12 protein-coding genes and 1 tRNA gene are annotated in these 15,960 nt (G+C 73.6%); 5 read left to right on the top strand and 8 right to left on the bottom strand.

The window, feature by feature from the left end; genetic code table 11:
- Together GXW83_RS10790 and GXW83_RS10785 are read right to left on the bottom strand one after the other, a co-directional pair.
- A complete protein-coding gene (locus GXW83_RS10790) occupies positions 1 to 1,296 on the bottom strand; it encodes a class I SAM-dependent methyltransferase (protein WP_182442856.1) in 1,296 nt (431 codons plus the stop codon).
- Positions 1,297 to 1,549: 253 nt separating this feature from the next.
- Positions 1,550 to 1,632, bottom strand: a tRNA-Leu gene (locus GXW83_RS10785).
- Positions 1,633 to 1,962: 330 nt separating this feature from the next.
- Between GXW83_RS10785 and GXW83_RS10780 the strand changes: the two genes are divergently transcribed.
- Positions 1,963 to 2,484 (top strand): ATP-binding protein, encoded by a 522-nt coding sequence (locus GXW83_RS10780; protein ID WP_182442855.1) that lies wholly within the window; start codon positions 1,963 to 1,965, stop codon positions 2,482 to 2,484.
- Between the two features lie 53 nt (positions 2,485 to 2,537).
- On the opposite strand, the gene GXW83_RS10775 is transcribed toward GXW83_RS10780, so the two are convergent.
- Together GXW83_RS10775 and GXW83_RS10770 are read right to left on the bottom strand one after the other, a co-directional pair.
- Entirely contained in the window at positions 2,538 to 3,533 is a 996-nt protein-coding gene (locus GXW83_RS10775) for an MBL fold metallo-hydrolase (protein ID WP_225446891.1), read from the bottom strand.
- 241 nt (positions 3,534 to 3,774) lie between these two features.
- Positions 3,775 to 5,157, bottom strand: coding sequence for a M20/M25/M40 family metallo-hydrolase (locus GXW83_RS10770; protein ID WP_182442853.1), 1,383 nt, complete (start codon positions 5,155 to 5,157; stop codon positions 3,775 to 3,777).
- Between the two features lie 125 nt (positions 5,158 to 5,282).
- Here GXW83_RS10770 and GXW83_RS10765 point away from each other — a divergent pair, with 125 nt between their 5' ends.
- On the top strand, positions 5,283 to 6,935 hold the full coding sequence (locus tag GXW83_RS10765) for an ABC-F family ATP-binding cassette domain-containing protein (RefSeq protein ID WP_182442852.1): 1,653 nt from the start codon (positions 5,283 to 5,285) through the stop codon (positions 6,933 to 6,935).
- Between the two features lie 24 nt (positions 6,936 to 6,959).
- On the opposite strand, the gene GXW83_RS33940 is transcribed toward GXW83_RS10765, so the two are convergent.
- Together GXW83_RS33940 and GXW83_RS34820 are read right to left on the bottom strand one after the other, a co-directional pair.
- On the bottom strand, positions 6,960 to 7,628 hold the full coding sequence (locus tag GXW83_RS33940) for a winged helix-turn-helix domain-containing protein (RefSeq protein ID WP_225446890.1): 669 nt from the start codon (positions 7,626 to 7,628) through the stop codon (positions 6,960 to 6,962).
- Positions 7,629 to 7,701: 73 nt separating this feature from the next.
- Complete coding sequence (locus tag GXW83_RS34820) at positions 7,702 to 7,836, bottom strand: hypothetical protein (RefSeq protein WP_255431290.1); 135 nt, start codon at positions 7,834 to 7,836, stop codon at positions 7,702 to 7,704.
- A gap of 145 nt (positions 7,837 to 7,981) precedes the next feature.
- On the opposite strand from GXW83_RS34820, the gene GXW83_RS10755 reads away from it, so the two are divergent.
- Positions 7,982 to 9,646: an MFS transporter gene (locus GXW83_RS10755; protein WP_182442851.1), complete on the top strand. Its 1,665-nt coding sequence runs from the start codon at positions 7,982 to 7,984 to the stop codon at positions 9,644 to 9,646.
- A gap of 124 nt (positions 9,647 to 9,770) precedes the next feature.
- On the opposite strand, the gene GXW83_RS10750 is transcribed toward GXW83_RS10755, so the two are convergent.
- On the bottom strand, positions 9,771 to 10,049 hold the full coding sequence (locus GXW83_RS10750; RefSeq protein WP_182442850.1) for an isoamylase early set domain-containing protein: 279 nt from the start codon (positions 10,047 to 10,049) through the stop codon (positions 9,771 to 9,773).
- Positions 10,050 to 10,263: 214 nt separating this feature from the next.
- Here GXW83_RS10750 and GXW83_RS10745 point away from each other — a divergent pair, with 214 nt between their 5' ends.
- Positions 10,264 to 11,076 carry an exodeoxyribonuclease III gene (locus GXW83_RS10745; RefSeq protein ID WP_182442849.1) on the top strand — a complete coding sequence of 271 codons (813 nt, stop codon included), beginning with the start codon at positions 10,264 to 10,266 and terminating at the stop codon, positions 11,074 to 11,076.
- 126 nt (positions 11,077 to 11,202) lie between these two features.
- On the opposite strand, the gene GXW83_RS10740 is transcribed toward GXW83_RS10745, so the two are convergent.
- On the bottom strand, positions 11,203 to 11,781 hold the full coding sequence (locus GXW83_RS10740; protein WP_225446889.1) for a DUF4240 domain-containing protein: 579 nt from the start codon (positions 11,779 to 11,781) through the stop codon (positions 11,203 to 11,205).
- 303 nt (positions 11,782 to 12,084) lie between these two features.
- Here GXW83_RS10740 and GXW83_RS10735 point away from each other — a divergent pair, with 303 nt between their 5' ends.
- The gene (locus tag GXW83_RS10735) at positions 12,085 to 15,846 is read left to right on the top strand and encodes a SpoIIE family protein phosphatase (RefSeq protein WP_182442847.1); all 3,762 of its coding nucleotides are present in this window, start codon (positions 12,085 to 12,087) and stop codon (positions 15,844 to 15,846) included.
- Positions 15,847 to 15,960 lie beyond the last annotated feature (114 nt).

Genomic DNA, 15,960 nt, shown 5'->3' with positions numbered 1-15,960 from the left:
TCACGCTCCCCAGGTGCCGCGCACCAGCGGCATCCCGGAGACCCCGCCGGCCGCGTTGCGCACCGCCAGCACCTGGTTGACGCCGATCGCGTTCTGCTCGAACGCCAGTGCCGAGGCGGCCATGTAGAGCCGCCACACCCGGGCCCGGCCGGGCGAGACCAGCCGCAGCGCCTGCTCCCAGTTCTGCTCCAGGTTGGACACCCAGGACCGCAGCGTCAGCGCGTAGTGCTCGCGGATGGACTCCACGTCCCGCACCTCGAAGCCGGCCCGCTCCAGCAGCGTGACGGTGGTGCCCACCGGGGCCAGCTCCCCGTCGGGGAAGACGTAGCGGTCGATGAACTCGTCGATCACGTACGCCGACTCGTCGGCCTGCGGGCGGCGGGCGATCTGGTGGTTGAGCAGTCGCCCGCCCGGGCGCACCAGCCCGAACAGCTGCTCGGCGTAGATCCGGTACGCCTCGGTGCCGACGTGTTCGGCCATGCCGATGGAGGAGATGGCGTCGAACGGCCCGTCGTCGATCTGCCGGTAGTCCTGCACCCTGATCTCCACCCGGTCCGTCAGCCCGGCCTCCACCACCCGCTTGCGGGCGAGGTCGGCCTGCTCGGTGGAGATGGTGACGCCGACCGCCTCCACCCCGTAGTGCTCGGCGGCGTGCAGCACCATCGAGCCCCAGCCGCAGCCGACGTCCAGCAGCCGCTGCCCGGGGCGCAGCGCGAGCTTGCGGCAGATCAGGTCGAGCTTGGCGGCCTGCGCCTGCTCCAGGGTGGTGGCGTCCGGGTCGGCCCAGTAGCCGCAGGAGTAGACGAGGGAGGGGCCGAGCACCAGCGCGTAGAAGTCGTTGCCCACGTTGTAGTGGTGGCTGATGGCCTCGCGGTCGCGGCGCAGCGAGTGCTTGACGCCGTGGCTGGCGGGGGCCTCCTCCGGCGGGGGCGGCGGCGGCAGCGACGGCCCGGCGAGCGCCAGCGCCCTTCCGGCCAGCCGGAACAGGCGGGGATCACGCAGCGAGAGCCGCTCGGGCAGGTGCTCGCCGTGCTGCCACACCACCGGCGCCATCAGGTCCAGCGCACGGTAGAGGTCGCCCTCGACGGTGATGTCGCCGGCCACCCAGGCCCGGGCGAGGCCCAGCTCGCCGGGCTTCCACAGCAGCCGGTGCAGCGCCCGGCGGCTGCGCAGGACCAGGACGGGCGTGTCCGTCGGCCCGGTCTCGCTGCCGTCCCAGGCCCGCAGCCGCAGCGGCAGCGGCGCCCCCAGCACCTCGCCCACCAGCGCGGCGAGCCGACCGGCTGCATCAGCCATGAGTACCAGCCTCCGAATCATCACAAGCGTCAGAGCGGCGACATGTCACGCGACACGGGATCCTCCAAGGGAGCAGACGCGTCCGGACCCGGCGGTATTCCCCGCCGACCCCTGCAGCCCCGTGCATACGTTGTTATCTACATCTAGTTGCTCCACAGGCGCAACCATGCCTCTTCGGGGGCGGGCGACGCGGGCATGCGAAAGGGGCCGGTCCGAGCGGCATCATGCCACTCCGACCGGCCCCTGCATTCTGTGCGCGAGGGGGGACTTGAACCCCCACGCCCCGAAGGGCACTAGCACCTCAAGCTAGCGCGTCTGCCATTCCGCCACCCGCGCATCGGGCTTGTCAGCGCTGTGCTGCCGTCGCGCTGACAGGGAAAACAATACCAAGGAAACAGAGTGCTCCCGACCGCGCTGCGCGGCGCCCGGCCCGGCGTCCGCCGGGCGGTGTGCGGGCGCGTGCAGGCGTCGGCACGGCTTGCCGCCGAGAACGTCCGAAAGACGCCGCGGGGCGGGCGCAGCCTGTCAACGGCCGCCAAGAAGCGAGCACTTTGTGCATCTGCACGGATGCACAGGGTGATCACCGCTCTGATGTCTGATGAGCCGACCGGAGCGGAGTCCGAGGACCGTTCGGGGCTCGTACGCACAGAGGATGGCGGCACCAGAATGCACGTCCGAGGAGACGCCCCGCACGATCCCGTCCCAGGACCGGTCCCCGCACCGGCGGCGCCGCCGCCCGCCCGGGAGCCCGCCGCCGCAGCCGGACCGCCGGGGGTCGAGGGCGTCTGGCGGTTCGCCGCGCCCGCTGTGGACGTCTCGGTGCCGCAGGCCCGGCACGCGGTACGGGACCTGCTGACCGCCCAGGGGCTGACCGGCCCCCGCTACGCCGGGCTGGTCGAGGGGCTGCTGCTGATCGTCTCCGAGCTGGTCACCAACGCGGTGCGGCACGCCGCGCTGCTGTCGCCGCAGATCGTGGTGGAGGCGGTGATCGGCGCGGGCTGGGTGCGGCTGTCCGTGGAGGACAGCCACCCCTACCGTCCGCAGCCGCTGCAGAACGACTTCGCCCGCACCGGCGGCCGGGGGCTGCTGCTGGTGCGGGCGATCACCGAGGAGGCGGGCGGGGTGTGCGACGTGGAGCGCACCCCGTCCGGCGGCAAGATCGTCTGGGCCTCGCTGCCGCTGCCGTGAGGCCGTGAGGACGTGAGGCCCTGGGCGCCCGCCGCGCCGCCGCGCCGCCGGGGTCAGACGACCGCGCGCCACCAGTGGTCCAGCTTCGGCGGCCGGGCCACCTCGATCCGCTCGCCCGGGCGCGGCACGGCCACCTGGACGCCCCGGGCGTCGGCGTCGGCGCAGAGCCGCTCGACCGGCTCCGACCAGTCGTGCAGCCCGAGAACGAAGGTGCACCAGTGCACCGGCACCATCAGCCCGCCGCGGACGTCCAGGTGGGTGCTGACGCCCTCCTCGGGCGTCATGTGGATGTCCCACCAGTGGTCGCTGTAGGCGCCGATCTGCACCAGGGTGAGGTCGAACGGGCCGTGGGCCTCGCCGGTGGCCGCGAAGCCGTCGAAGTAGCCGGAGTCGCCGCTGTAGAACACCCGGTGCTCGGCGCCGACGACCGCCCAGGAGCTCCACAGCGTCCCGTTGTTGGCGAAGCCTCGGCCGGAGAAGTGGTGGGCTGAGGTGCAGACCACGCGCAGGGCGCCGATCTGCGCCTCCTCCTCCCAGTCGAGTTCGTCCACCCGGGCGAGGTCGATGCCCCAGCGCTCCAGGTGCGCGCCCACGCCCAGCGGCACCAGGAAGCGGGTGTGCGGCTGGGTCCGGGCGATCGCCCGGACGCTGTGCATGTCCAGGTGGTCGTAGTGGTCGTGGGAGATGACGACCGCGTCGATTCTGGGCAACTCCTCGATGTCCAGCGGCGGTTGGTGCATCCGGCGGGGCCCGGCCGACTGCGAGGGCGAGCAGCGCTCGCTCCACACCGGGTCGAGCAGCAGCCGCTGCCCCTCGATCTCCAGCAGCGCGGTGGAGTGCCCGAACCAGGTGACCGCCAGCTCCGGGTCGGCCTCGGAGTCACCGACCACCCCGCGCACCACCGGGATCGGCCGGGAGGGGTGCCGCAGCTGCTTGCCGAGCAGCAGCTCGCGCAGGATGGCCGCGCCGCCGCCGCCGGACGCGGCCGGACGGGCCGGGGCCGGGGGGTTGTGGAAGACGCCGTCCCGGTAGCGGGGCGAGTTCCGCATCCGTTCGCCGCGTGCGCCCCTGGTCGGGTCGCCTCCCATCGCCACAGGAACCTCGCGCGCGGCCCGGGCCGCCGCGGCTCCCGCCGTGACCGCGCCCAGTGCTACCGCTATGGCGCCCGCTCGTGCCCGCCGCATCTTCAGCAACCTCTCAGTCGGTGCATTGCACCCCCTCAACGGTCCTGCGTCGTGGACCGTTCCCCCGGCCGTCCGCCGTCTCTGCGCTGATCAGCCTCTGCGCTGATCAGCCGACGGTGCTCAGGAAGTCGTCCAGCACCGCCGCGCCGAAGCGCAGCGCCTCGGCCGGAACCCGCTCGTCCACGCCGTGGAACAGCCCCTGGAAGTCGTAGCCGGGCGGCAGCCGCAGCGGCGAGAAGCCGTAGCCGGTGATGCCGAGCCGGGAGAACTGCTTGGCGTCGGTGCCGCCGGACATGCAGAACGGCACCACGGCCGCCCCGGGGTCGTGCGCCAGCAGCGCCTCGCCCATGGCGGCGAAGGTCGGCGAGTCGACCGGCGCGGTCAACGCGGTCTCCCGGTGCAGGTAGGACCAGTCGACGTCGGGCCCGGTCAGCTCGTCCAGGACGGCCTCGAACTCGCCCGTCAGGCCCGGCAGGGTCCGCCCGTCGATCTCGGCGACGGCCAGCCCGGGGATGACGTTGGTCTTGTAGCCGGCCTGCAGGACGGTCGGGTTGGCGCTGTTGCGGACGGTCGCGGCGATCAGCTTGGCCGCCGCCGGGTCGAGCTTGGCCAGGTAGCCGTCGGCGTCGAAGCCCGGGTCGTCCACCTCGTCCGGCTCCAGCGGGACGCCGGTGGCCGCGCCGACGGCGAGCAGCGCCTCCCGGACGGTCGGGGTGATCCGCACCGGCCAGGCGTGCTCACCGATCCGGGTGACCGCCGCCGCCAGCCGGGTGACCGCGTTGGCGTGGTTGACCTTGGAGCCGTGCCCGGCGGTGCCGCGCGCGGTCAGCCTCAGCCAGCCGGTGCCGCGCTCCCCCGCCGCGACCGGGTAGAGCCGCTGCCCGGCGCCGGTGTGCACGGTGTACGCGCCGGACTCGCCGACCGCCTCGGTGCAGCCCTCGAACAGGTCGGCGTGCTGCCGCACCAGCCAGTCGGCCCCGGCCGCCGCGCTGTCCTCCTCGTCGGCGGTGAAGCACAGCACCACGTCCCGGCGCGGGCCGCGCCGCTCCCGGGCCCAGGCGCGGACGACGGCCAGCATCATCGCGTCCATGCCCTTCATGTCGACCGCGCCGCGCCCCCACACCACGCCGTCCCGGATCTCGCCGCTGAACGGCGGCACGCTCCAGTCCTCGGCCTGCGCCGGGACCACGTCCAGGTGGCCGTGGACCAGCAGCGCGGGCAGGCCGGGCTCGCTGCCGCCGATCCGGGCGACGACGTTGGCGCGGCCCGGTGCGGACTCCAGCACCAGCGGCGACAGGCCCGCCTCGGCCAGCCGCTCGGCCGCGTACTCGGCGGCCGGACGCTCCCGGCAGTCGCCGCCGCCGCGGTTGGTCGTGTCGATCCGGATCAGCTCGGAGGTGAACCGCACCGCCTCGTCGCCGCGCCGGTCGCCGTCGGTGCCGCCGCCCCGGCTGCCGTGGTTGCCGTGTGTGCCGTCTGCTGTGGCCATCTCCCGACCTCTTCCTCACGCTCACGCTCGCCCCGGGACCGCCGGGCCGTGCTCGGCCCGAGCCGATCATGCCGCACCCGGCCCGGCCGGGGCCCGCAGCCGCTGCCGATAGGATCGGTGTCCTGATGACTGCCACCCTGGTCGCCAAAGACCTCACCGCCGGACACGGTGACCGTGTCCTCTTCTCCGGCCTCGACCTGGTCGTCGCCCCCGGCGACGTGGTCGGCCTGGTCGGCGTCAACGGCGCCGGCAAGTCCACGCTGCTGCGGCTGCTGGCCGGACTGGACGCGCCCGAGGCGGGTTCGCTGCGGCTGAGCCCGCCCGCCGCGAGCGTCGGGCACCTGCCGCAGGAGCCGGAGCGCCGCCCGGGCGAGTCCGTGCGCGCCTTCCTCGGCCGCCGCACCGGCGTCACCGGGGCGCAGGCCGCGCTGGACGCCGCCACCCAGGGCCTGGTCGACGGCGACCCGGGGGCGGACGACGCCTACTCCACCGCCCTGGACCGCTGGCTGGACCTCGGCGGCGCGGACCTGGACGAGCGCGCCGAGGAGGTCGCCGCCGACCTCGGCCTGACCGTCAGCCTGGACCTGCCGATGACCGCCCTCTCCGGCGGCCAGGCCGCCCGCGCGGGCCTGGCGTCCCTGCTGCTCAGCCGCTACGACCTGTTCCTGCTCGACGAGCCCACCAACGACCTGGACCTGGACGGCCTGGAGCGGCTGGAGTCCTTCGTCACCGGCCTGCGCGCGGGCACCGTGGTGATCAGCCACGACCGCGAGTTCCTGGCCCGCACCGTCACCCGGGTGCTGGAGCTGGACCTGGCCCAGCAGCAGGTCAACCACTTCGGCGGCGGCTACGCGGCGTACCTGGAAGAGCGCGAGACCGCGCGCCGCCACGCCCGCGCCGAGTACGACGAGTACGCCGACACGGTGTCCTCGCTGGAGGCCCGCGCCCGGATGCAGCGGTCCTGGATGGAGAAGGGCGTCAAGAACGCCCGCCGCAAGTCACCGGACAACGACAAGATCGGCAAGGCGTTCCGCAGCGAGTCCACCGAGAAGCAGGCCGCGAAGGCCCGGCAGACGCAGCGGCTGATCGAGCGCCTGGACGTGGTCGAGGAGCCCCGCAAGGAGTGGGAGCTGCGGATGGAGATCGCCGCCGCACCGCGCTCCGGCGCGGTGGTGGCGACGCTGCGCGGCGCGCAGGCCCGGCGCGGCGACTTCGCCTTCGGGCCGGTGGATCTGCAGATCGACTGGGCGGACCGGGTCGCCATCACCGGCGCCAACGGCTCCGGCAAGTCCACGCTGCTGGCCGCGCTGCTGGGCCGGCTGCCGCTGGACTCCGGGCAGGCGGCGCTCGGCCCGGGCGTGGTGGTCGGCGAGGTGGACCAGGCCCGTGGACAGATCTTCGGGGGTCACGGCACGGACGACCAGCCGCTGATCGACGCGTTCGGCGCGGCCGTCCCCGACCTGCCGGTCGCCGAAGTGCGCACCCTGCTGGCCAAGTTCGGGCTGCGCGCGGCCCATGTACTGCGCCCGGCCGCCAGCCTGTCGCCCGGCGAGCGCACCCGCGCCGCGCTGGCGCTGCTCCAGGGGCGCGGGGTGAATCTGCTGGTGCTGGACGAGCCGACGAACCATCTGGACCTGCCCGCCATCGAGCAGTTGGAGTCGGCGCTGGACTCGTACAACGGCACGCTGCTGCTGGTCACCCACGACCGGCGGATGCTGGAGGCAGTCCGGACCAACCGCCGGATCAGGGTGGCCGACGGGCGGATCAGCCAGGAATGATCCGCCCGTCGGCCTGATCAGGCGTCACCTGGTGCTGGCCGGAACGTACTTGTAGCCGACCCGGCGGACGGTGACGATGCCCTCCCGGTGGCGTCCCAACTTCCGCCGCAGCCGGGCGACATGGACATCCACCGTGCGCCCGTCACCGACGTGGCCGTAGCCCCACACCGCCGAGACCAGGTGGTCGCGGGTGTGCACGCGGTGCGGGTTGGCGGTCAGGTGGGCGAGCAGTTCGAACTCCAGGTAGGTGAGTTCGAGGAGTTCGCCGTCGACCCGGGCGATCCGGCGCTCCAGGTCGAGGTCGATGCCCGCGCCCGTCCCGGCCCGGCCCTGCGGCTGGGCGGCGGCCTGGAGCGGATGCGCGGCCGGCTCCGTCGGCTGCGCGTGCGGGTACGCGTACGGCTGCGGTGCGGGCTGCCGCGCCGGGACGGCGGTCACGTCCAGCTCGGTGCCGACCGGGACGAGGACCAGGTAGCCGACCATGCCGGCGTCCGGCGTGGCGTCCGGCAGCCGGTAGACGCCGGCGGCGGTGGGCGTCGCCAGCGCGACCGACGGGATGGCCGCGTGCAGCGGCGCGGTCAGCTGCGTGGGCACCGCGCGCAGCCGGGGCACCGAGCCGTCGGCGGTCGCGGCGGCGGGCTCGGCCTCGCCGAGCAGGGGGTCGAGCAGGGCAAGCGGGGAGACGTGGGGCATGACGGGACTCGCTTTCGCACGAGAAGAGGACGCTGGTGGTCGTCTGCGCGCGTGCGGTCGCCCTGTGGGAGGACTACAGACCCTGCGCGCCGGTCGAGCGACAACAGGTCTCGTCGAAATGGAACGGCTGCCGGGACGGCCAGAACGGTTCGAGGTCGAGGTGCCTCGCTCCCCCGTTCAGGGCTTCGTCGGCTGCGTTGCGGTCCATGGGTCCATTGAAGCAGATCACGTCCGTGCAAGGACAGTCGCCTACCCCTGCCGAACAGCTTCCCTTCTAATCTGACGGACTGTTAGATAATCGTCCGCGCATGACCGCCCCGGGCCCTGCGCACCCCAGCCCCGAGGAGCCGCACGTGTCCTCCGCCCAGGCCCCCGAACCGCAGACGCCCCAACCCCCGCCCCCCGCAAGGGAATCCGACCCACCGGCCGGTCCTCAGTCGGAGGCCCGCCTGGCGGGCGCCTCCCGGCTGCGGATCTTCGCCGTCATCGGCGTCGTCGTGCTCTTCGCCGAGATAGCGGCGCTGCAGTACACCATGGTCGCCTCGGCGGCCCGGGACATATCCCCCTCCTTCCCCGGCGTCGGCGCCAACATCAGCTGGATGGTGATCATCTTCGGTCTGGTCGGCGGCGCGACCACGCCGCTCTTCGGCAAGATGTCCGACCTGTGGGGAAAGCGGCGGATGATGCTGGTGGCCGGGGCCTCCTTCACCGTCGGCACGCTGGTCTGCGCGCTCACCGGCTCCTGGGCGCTGTTCCTGGTCGGCCGCGCGCTGGAGGCGGTCGCCATCACCGCGCCCACGGTGGCGTACGGGCTGTTCCGGGACATCCTGCCGCGCCGCTACATCCCCGCCTCGATCGGCGTCATCGCCACCGGGCTCGGCATGTCCGCCCTGTTCGCGCCGCTGCTGGGCGGCTGGCTGCTGGACCACTACTCCTGGCGGTCGCTGTTCTGGTTCATGCTGATCTTCGTCCTGGTGATGCTGCCGCTGCTGGTGCTGGTCGTGCCCGAGTCGCCGCTCCGCAACGACCAGCGGCTGGACGTGGCCGGGGCGCTGCTGCTGGCCGTCGGCGTCGGGCTGGTGCTGCTGTACCTGTCCAACGGCGCGGGCTGGGGCTGGGGGCGGCCGACGGCCTGGGCCTGGCTGGTCGGCGGACTGCTGCTGCTGGTCGCGTTCGTGCTGGTGGAGCGCCGGAGCGCGCAGCCGATCATGGATCTGGCGCTGCTGTTCTCGCCCAAGGTCGGCCTGGTGCTGATCGCCGCGCTGTTCGGCAGCATGGTCATCGGCGTCCAGGGCTACTCCATCCCGTACATGCTGCAGACGCCCAGCCACGCCCAGCTCACCCATGTCGTCCTCGGCCAGGTCATCGCCGGCTCCGGCGGACGCGTCACCAGCGCCATGGCGCCGATCCTGCACATCGGCTTCAATGCGCCGCTGGCGTACGGCCTGGGCGCGACCCTGCTCGGCTACGGCCTGCACTCGGCCGTGTTCTCCGGCGGCACCGGCATGCTCTCCGGCGGCGGGGGCGGCGAGTGGTCCCGCAAGGTCGGCCCCCGGCTGCCGCTGATCGGCGCGATGGCGACGTTCACCCTCTCCACCGTGCTGTACGCCTTCTACTCCCACTCGGCCTGGCAGTACGCCCTGTTCGCGGTGGTCTTCGGGATCGGCTTCGGCGCCTTCTACGCCTCCGCGCCCAACCTGATCGTCGAGGCCGTGCCCGCCGCCCAGCAGGGCATCAGCGCGGGCATGCTGGGCGTCGTCAACAGCCTCGCCACCTCGGTCGGCACGGCGGTGCTGACCGCCTGCCTGGCCGCGAACGCGCTGAAGTTCAAGGTGACCGTGCCCGGCGTGCCCGCCTCGGTCACCGGCGGCTACTACACCGTCCCGAACCTGTACACCGACGCCGGCTACCGGGAGGGCCTGCTGGTCGCCGCCGGGGCCGGGGTGCTCGGCCTGGCCGTGGCCGTGGCCATGCGGCACGGCCGCACCCCCGCGACCGGCGGCGAGGCCAGCGGCTGACCGGGCCGTACGCCGCCGGGCGGCACGCCGCCGCGCCGGGCACCGCCGGGTCGGACGCCAGCGGGTTGGACGTCAGCGGGCCGGGCCCCACCAAGTCGGACGCCGCCGCGCCGGGCCGTGCGCGTCACCCCAGCCGCAACAGGCTCCCCTGCGGATCGATCCGGTCCGCGCCGTCGTCGTCGAACCAGATCCCGCCGGTGGCCAGGTACCGGAACCGGTGCTCCCCCGGCGGGAACGACACCGTCACGGTCCGGGTGCCGTTGCGCCGGCGGACCAGCTCGGCCGCACCCGGCTGCCAGCCGTTGAAGTCGCCCACCACGCTCACCGTCCCCTGCGGCTCGTCCGCCGCCAGGCGGAACGTCACCCTGGTCCTGCCACCGAACAGCCGAGTACGCGTCAGCACAACCGTCCTCCCCATTCTCGCGTCGCCCCCCGTCCAACCGATCCGCCCCCCTGCCCCCGGCGCCCCCGTCCGTTCCAGCGCCGGGCCGGCAACGACAGCATGGCCGATGCACGCCGCCCGGAAAAGCCCGACCCCTCCCCGGCGCGTGCCGCACCCGGTGGCGCGTCCGCGAGAATGGGGGCCGACCGCAGCCCCCGACCCGCAGCAGGGACAGATGAGCACCACCGACTCGCTCACCATCAGCACCGCCAACGTGAACGGCCTGCGCGCCGCCACCGGCAAGGGCTACGTGGAATGGCTCGCCGCCACCCGGGCCGACGTGGTCTGCCTGCAGGAGGTGCGGGCCGAGCCGGAGCAGCTGGCCGCGCACGTCCGCGAGCCGGAGGGCTGGCACACCCTGTGGGCGCCCTCCGCCGCCAAGGGCCGGGCCGGCGTCGCCCTGCTCTCCCGCGCTGAACCGCAGGCGCGGCGGATCGGCTTCGGCTCGGCCGAGTTCGACGCCTCGGGCCGCTACGCCGAGATCGACCTCCCCGGCATCACCGTCGCCAGCCTCTACCTGCCCTCGGGCGAGGTCGGCACCCCGCGCCAGGACGAGAAGGAGCGCTTCCTGGAGGAGTTCCTGCAGCACCTGAAGCAGCTGCGCGAGCGCGCCGCCGCCGACGGCCGCGAGGTCGTGGTCTGCGGCGACTGGAACATCGCGCACCAGGAGGTCGACCTGAAGAACTGGAAGACCAACCAGAAGAACGCCGGCTTCCTCCCCGAGGAGCGCGCCTGGTTCACCCGCGTCCTGGACGAGGCCGGCTACGTGGACGTGGTCCGCCGCCTGCACCCCGAGGGCCCCGGACCCTACACCTGGTGGTCCTACCGGGGCCGCGCCTTCGACAACGACGCCGGATGGCGCATCGACTACCAGCTCGCCACCCCCGCCCTCGCCGCCCGGGCCACCTCCGCCCTGGTCGAACGCGCCCCCACCCACCCCGCCCGCTGGTCCGACCACGCACCGGTCACCGTCACCTTCACCGCCTGACCGCCTCCTCCGCAGCGCGCACGAAAGCCCCCGCCCGAGCAGACGAGCGGGGGCTCGATGTCATGCCTGCTACTCGTCCTCGGCGCGTACTCGCTCAACGGTGCCTCCTCCCGCCGGGGCTCTGCCTCATGGGGCGGGGGTGAGGGGGAACAGGGTGCTCAGTTTGAGTAGGCGGCGGGCGGCTTCGGGGTGGTCGTGGGCGGTCTGGGGTTCGATGGTGGGTCCGGCGGCGGCGGGGTGGGTGTCGCGATGGGCTTCCAGGGCGTCGTGGAAGTCATCCTGGTCGCCGGTCGCCAGCTCGTAGGCTTCCGAGGCGGCGTAGTCCAGCGTCTCCCAGCCGGGCCAGTCCTCGCCCCAGGTCGTCCAGTGCCGACCCGCCAGGGCCAGGACCTCGGGGGCGTCGGCCAGGGTGTCCGGGTCGAGGAGCGCCCGCCGGTACGCGTCAGGTCCCAGCCCGATCAGCCAGAGGCCGAAGTACTCGAGGTCGTCGTCCGTGCAGCGGCCGCCGAAGATCCGCCGGGCCGCGGCCGCCAACTCCCCGGTGAGCGCCTGGGCGGCCAGCTGCTCCAGGCAGAGCTGGAACCCGATGATCTCCGGCAGCGGCCTGCGGGACAGGTCGGCCTGCAGCCAGGCGAGCCGCGCCTGTCGGCCCTGCGCCTGTCGGCGGCACGCTTCCATCAGTTCCCAGAAGGCTTCAACAGTCACGCGGAGCACACTGCCAGACGCCGACACCGGACGGCGGAGCTTCAGCGCAGCGGCGGCGAACGGACGGCGGACGGCGGACGGCTGGCCGCTCGGGGGCATGGGCTCGCCCGTTCGGCGCAATGGGGGTGGGCCGCCGCCGTAGCGGCTGTGGCGGCGGCTTCGGGGCGGGAAGGGGCCCCGCGCCGGCGGGAAGCGGCCCCGCGCCGCGCTCCGCGCGGATAGCGTGTGCCGCACATGAGCGGTCCGCGCCATACGTGGGAAGATGTCAGAGCGGAACGACGACCTCCGGGTGGTTTCCTGACCATGCGCACCAACGGACAGAGCACGGGCGCTGGCTCCCGCCGCACGGCGGGCGAGGAGGCGCGCGACAGCGGTCTGCTGATCATCCCCATTGCGACAGCGCTGATCGGGGGCGACGGCCGGATCCTGCACTGGAGCGACGAGGCGCAGGCCCTGCTGGGCTTCTCGCCCGCCGAGGCCGTGGGCCGCTACGCCGCCGACATCCTGGTGACCGAGGAGCAGCGCTCCGACGTGCTGGACCTGTTCGCGGCGATCCTGGCCGGCGCCCCCTGGTCCGGGGTGTTCCCGGTGCGCCACCGGGACGGCCACACGGTGAACCTGGAGTTCCGCACGTATCCGGTCGCCGGGCCGGACGGCCAGCCGCTGGTGCTGGCGGTGGCCTCGGACGTCCGGGCGGTGCGTCGGCTGGTGGGCGATCTGGCCGTGCTGGACAGCTTCTTCTCGCAGGCCCCGGTGGGCATGGCGGTCTACGACACCGATCTGCGCTTCGTGCGGCTGAACGACGCCCTGGCCCGGATCAACGGCATCCCGGCGGAGGAGCACCTCGGGCTGACCACGGCCGAGGTGCTGCCCGGCATCAACGGCGCCGAGGTGGAGGCGGTGGTGCAGCAGGTGCTGGAGACCGGCGAGCCGGTCATCGACGCCCGCTCGCACGGCCGTACCCCGGCCGATCCGGACCACGACCGCGCCTGGTCGGCCTCCTACTTCCGGCTGGCCGAGCCCGGCGGGCGGATACTCGGGGTCAGCTCCACGATCGTCGAGGTGACCGAGCGGTTCCAGGCCGAGTCCCGGGCGGCGCGGGCCCGGGAGCGGCTGGAGCTGCTGGTCGACGCCACCTCCCGGATCGGGACCACGCTGGATCTGGAGCAGACCGCCCGGGAGCTGGCGTCCGCGCTGGTCCCCCGGTTCGCGGACCTGGCGGGGGTGTTCGTGCTGGAGCGGCTGTTCGCCGGGCTGGCGCCGGAGTCCGCCGATCCGCGCGGCAACGAGCAGGTGCGCCGGCTGGCGCTGGCCGGGTCCAGCTCCAGCTACCCGCAGGCGGTGATGCCGACCGGCGCGATCTACAGCATCCCGGTGGACTCGCCGTACGCGCGGGCCATGGCGAGCCGGCAGACGGTGGTCGTCCCGGCGCGGGACCTGCCGCCGCTGGTCGAGTCGCCGGCGGCGGTCAACCAGGTGCAGGCGTTCCTGGACTTCGGCTCGCGCTCGGTGCGGGTGACGCCGCTGGTGGCCCGGGGGACGGTGCTGGGCATGGTGGTCTTCAGCCGCGAGGCCGCGCGCGGCAACGGCGGCGACGGCGGCGACGGCGGCGACGGCGACGGGGAGGACACCCGGACCGCCTACGAGGGCGAGGACCTGGCGCTCGGGGACGAGCTGGCGGCCCGAGCAGCGGTGGCCATCGACAACGCCCAGCTCTACCTGCGCGAGCACCGGACGGTGCTGGCCCGGCAGCAGGCCCTGCGCGAGGCCAATGCCGCCCGGGAGCGGCTGGCGCTGCTGAACGAGGCGTCCACCCGCATCGGCACCACCCTGGACCTGCGGCAGACCGCGCTGGAGCTGGCGCAGGTGGCCACGCCGAAGCTGGCCGACACGGTGGTGGTGGAGGTGGTGGACGCGCTGCTGCGCGGCGAGGAGGCGCCGGGGCCGCCGGAGCGCTCGGCGGTGCTGCGGCGGCTGGCCTTCCACACGGTGGAGAACTCCGGGATGGACCCGGTGGCGCCGGTCGGCGACGTCCAGCGGTTCCATCCGACGACGCCGTACGCCTGGTCGGTGGTGCACCGGCGGCCGGTGCTGGTGCCCCGGCTGGACGAGTCGGCGCTGGCCTGGTTCGCGGACGACGCGCTGCGGCGGGCGGCGGTGGTGCAGCAGGGGGTGCGCAGCTTCATGGTGGTGCCGCTGATCGCCCGCGGGTCGGTGGTGGGCGTGGCGTCGTTCTACCGGACGGTGACCGGGGAGCCGTACGCCGGGGAGGATCTGGCGCTGGCCACCGAGCTGGCGGCGCGGGCGGCGGTGTCGATCGACAACGCGCTGTTGTTCACCCGGGAGCGGGACGCCTCCCGGGAGCGGTTGAAGGCGCTGGACGAGGCCCATGCCGCCCAGGAGCGGCTGGCGCTGCTGAACGAGGCCAGCACCCGCATCGGCACCACGCTGGATCTGCACCGGACCGCCGAGGAGCTGGTGGAGGTGGTGATCCCGCGGTTCGCCGACTTCGTCACCGTGGACCTGCTGGAGACGGTGGTGGCCGGCGGCGAGCAGGACCAGGCGCCGGTGCCGGACGACGGCCGGGTGCAGATGCGGGCCGTCGCCATCGGGGAGATCACCGAGGCGGGGATGGTCGGCGCGGCGGACGAGGTGGGGCAGGTCTCCTGGTCGGCCAAGCTGTACGCGGAGAGCCTGCGCACCGGCCGCTCGATCCTGGTGCCGGAGGTGGACGAGGCGGCGCTGCACAGGATCGTCGCCTACCCCGAACGGGTGCAGCCCAGCCTGGACGCGGGCGTGCACTCGTACCTGATGGTGCCGCTGCTGGCCCGGGGCACGGTGCTGGGCGGCGCGGAGTTCGTCCGGATGGGCAATCCGGAGCCGTTCAACCCGGCCGACCAGTCACTGGCGGAGGAGCTGGCGGCGCGGGCGGCGGTCTGCATCGACAACGCGCGGCTCTACCGGCGCGAGCGGGACACCGCGCTCACGCTCCAGCGCAGCCTGCTGCCGCAGGAGGTGCACCGCTCGCCGGGGCTGGAGATCGCCTACCGCTACCTGCCGAGCAGCGTGGTCAGCGAGGTCGGCGGCGACTGGTTCGACGTCGTGCCGCTGACCTGCGGCCGGGTGGCGCTGGTGGTCGGCGACGTGATGGGCCACGGCATCCGGGCCGCCGCCACCATGGGCCAGCTGCGGACGGCCGCGCGGACCCTGATCACCATGGAGCTGCCGCCGGACCAGCTGCTGCGGAGCCTGGACGAGACGGCGTCGGCGATCGGCGAGGGGCAGTTCGCCACCTGCGTCTGCGCGGTGTTCGATCCGGCGGACAGCAGTTGTGTGATCGCCTGCGCCGGGCATCCGCCGCCGGTGGTGACCGAGGCGGGCGGGGCGACCCGGCTGCTGGACGTCCCACCCGGCGCGCCGCTGGGCGTGGGCGGGGTGCCGTTCGAGTCGGTGGACTTCACCCTGGCCGAGGACAGCGTGCTGGTGCTGTACACGGACGGCCTGATCGAGCGCCGCGACCGGGATCTGGACGAGGGCCTGGAACTGCTGTCGCAGGCCGTCGCCGAGCGGCACGACTCCCTGGAGGAGGGCTGTGACGCGGTGCTGGCGGCCATGACGGCCGGGGACAGCGACGACGACATAGCGATGATCATGGCGCGGGTGCTGCCGGTCGACGGCGACTGGATCGCCACGCTGCCGCTCTCCAACAACCTGTCGGTGGTCGGCGAGGCGCGCCGCTTCGCCCGCCGGACGCTGGCCGCCTGGGGCCTGTCCTCGCTCACCGACTTCACCGAGCTGCTGGTCAGCGAGCTGGTCAGCAATGCGCTGCTGCACGCGGGGACCCCGACCCAGCTGCGGCTGTTCCGGAACCGGGTGCTGACGGTGGAGGTCGCCGACGTGGACGACCACGCGCCCCGGCTGCACCGGGCCTCCTTCGAGGACGAGGGCGGCCGGGGCATGCACCTGATCAACGAGCTGGCGCACCGCTGGGGCAGCCGCGCCACCCGGGACGGCAAGGTGGTCTGGCTGGAGCTGGAGCTGCCGCTGGGCTTCTCCCCGTCCTGAGCCCCCGCTCTGCCAACCACGCGCCCGAAAGCAAAAAGATCAAACAATTACCCGAGTTGTTTCGCCCATACTGCAACAGATATTGACTTCGCCGCCGCACCGGAGTTGAGTTCA

This window comes from Streptacidiphilus sp. PB12-B1b (assembly GCF_014084125.1).
Classification (GTDB): Bacteria; Actinomycetota; Actinomycetes; order Streptomycetales; family Streptomycetaceae; genus Streptacidiphilus.
This window is presented reverse-complemented; position numbering and strand designations above follow the sequence as displayed.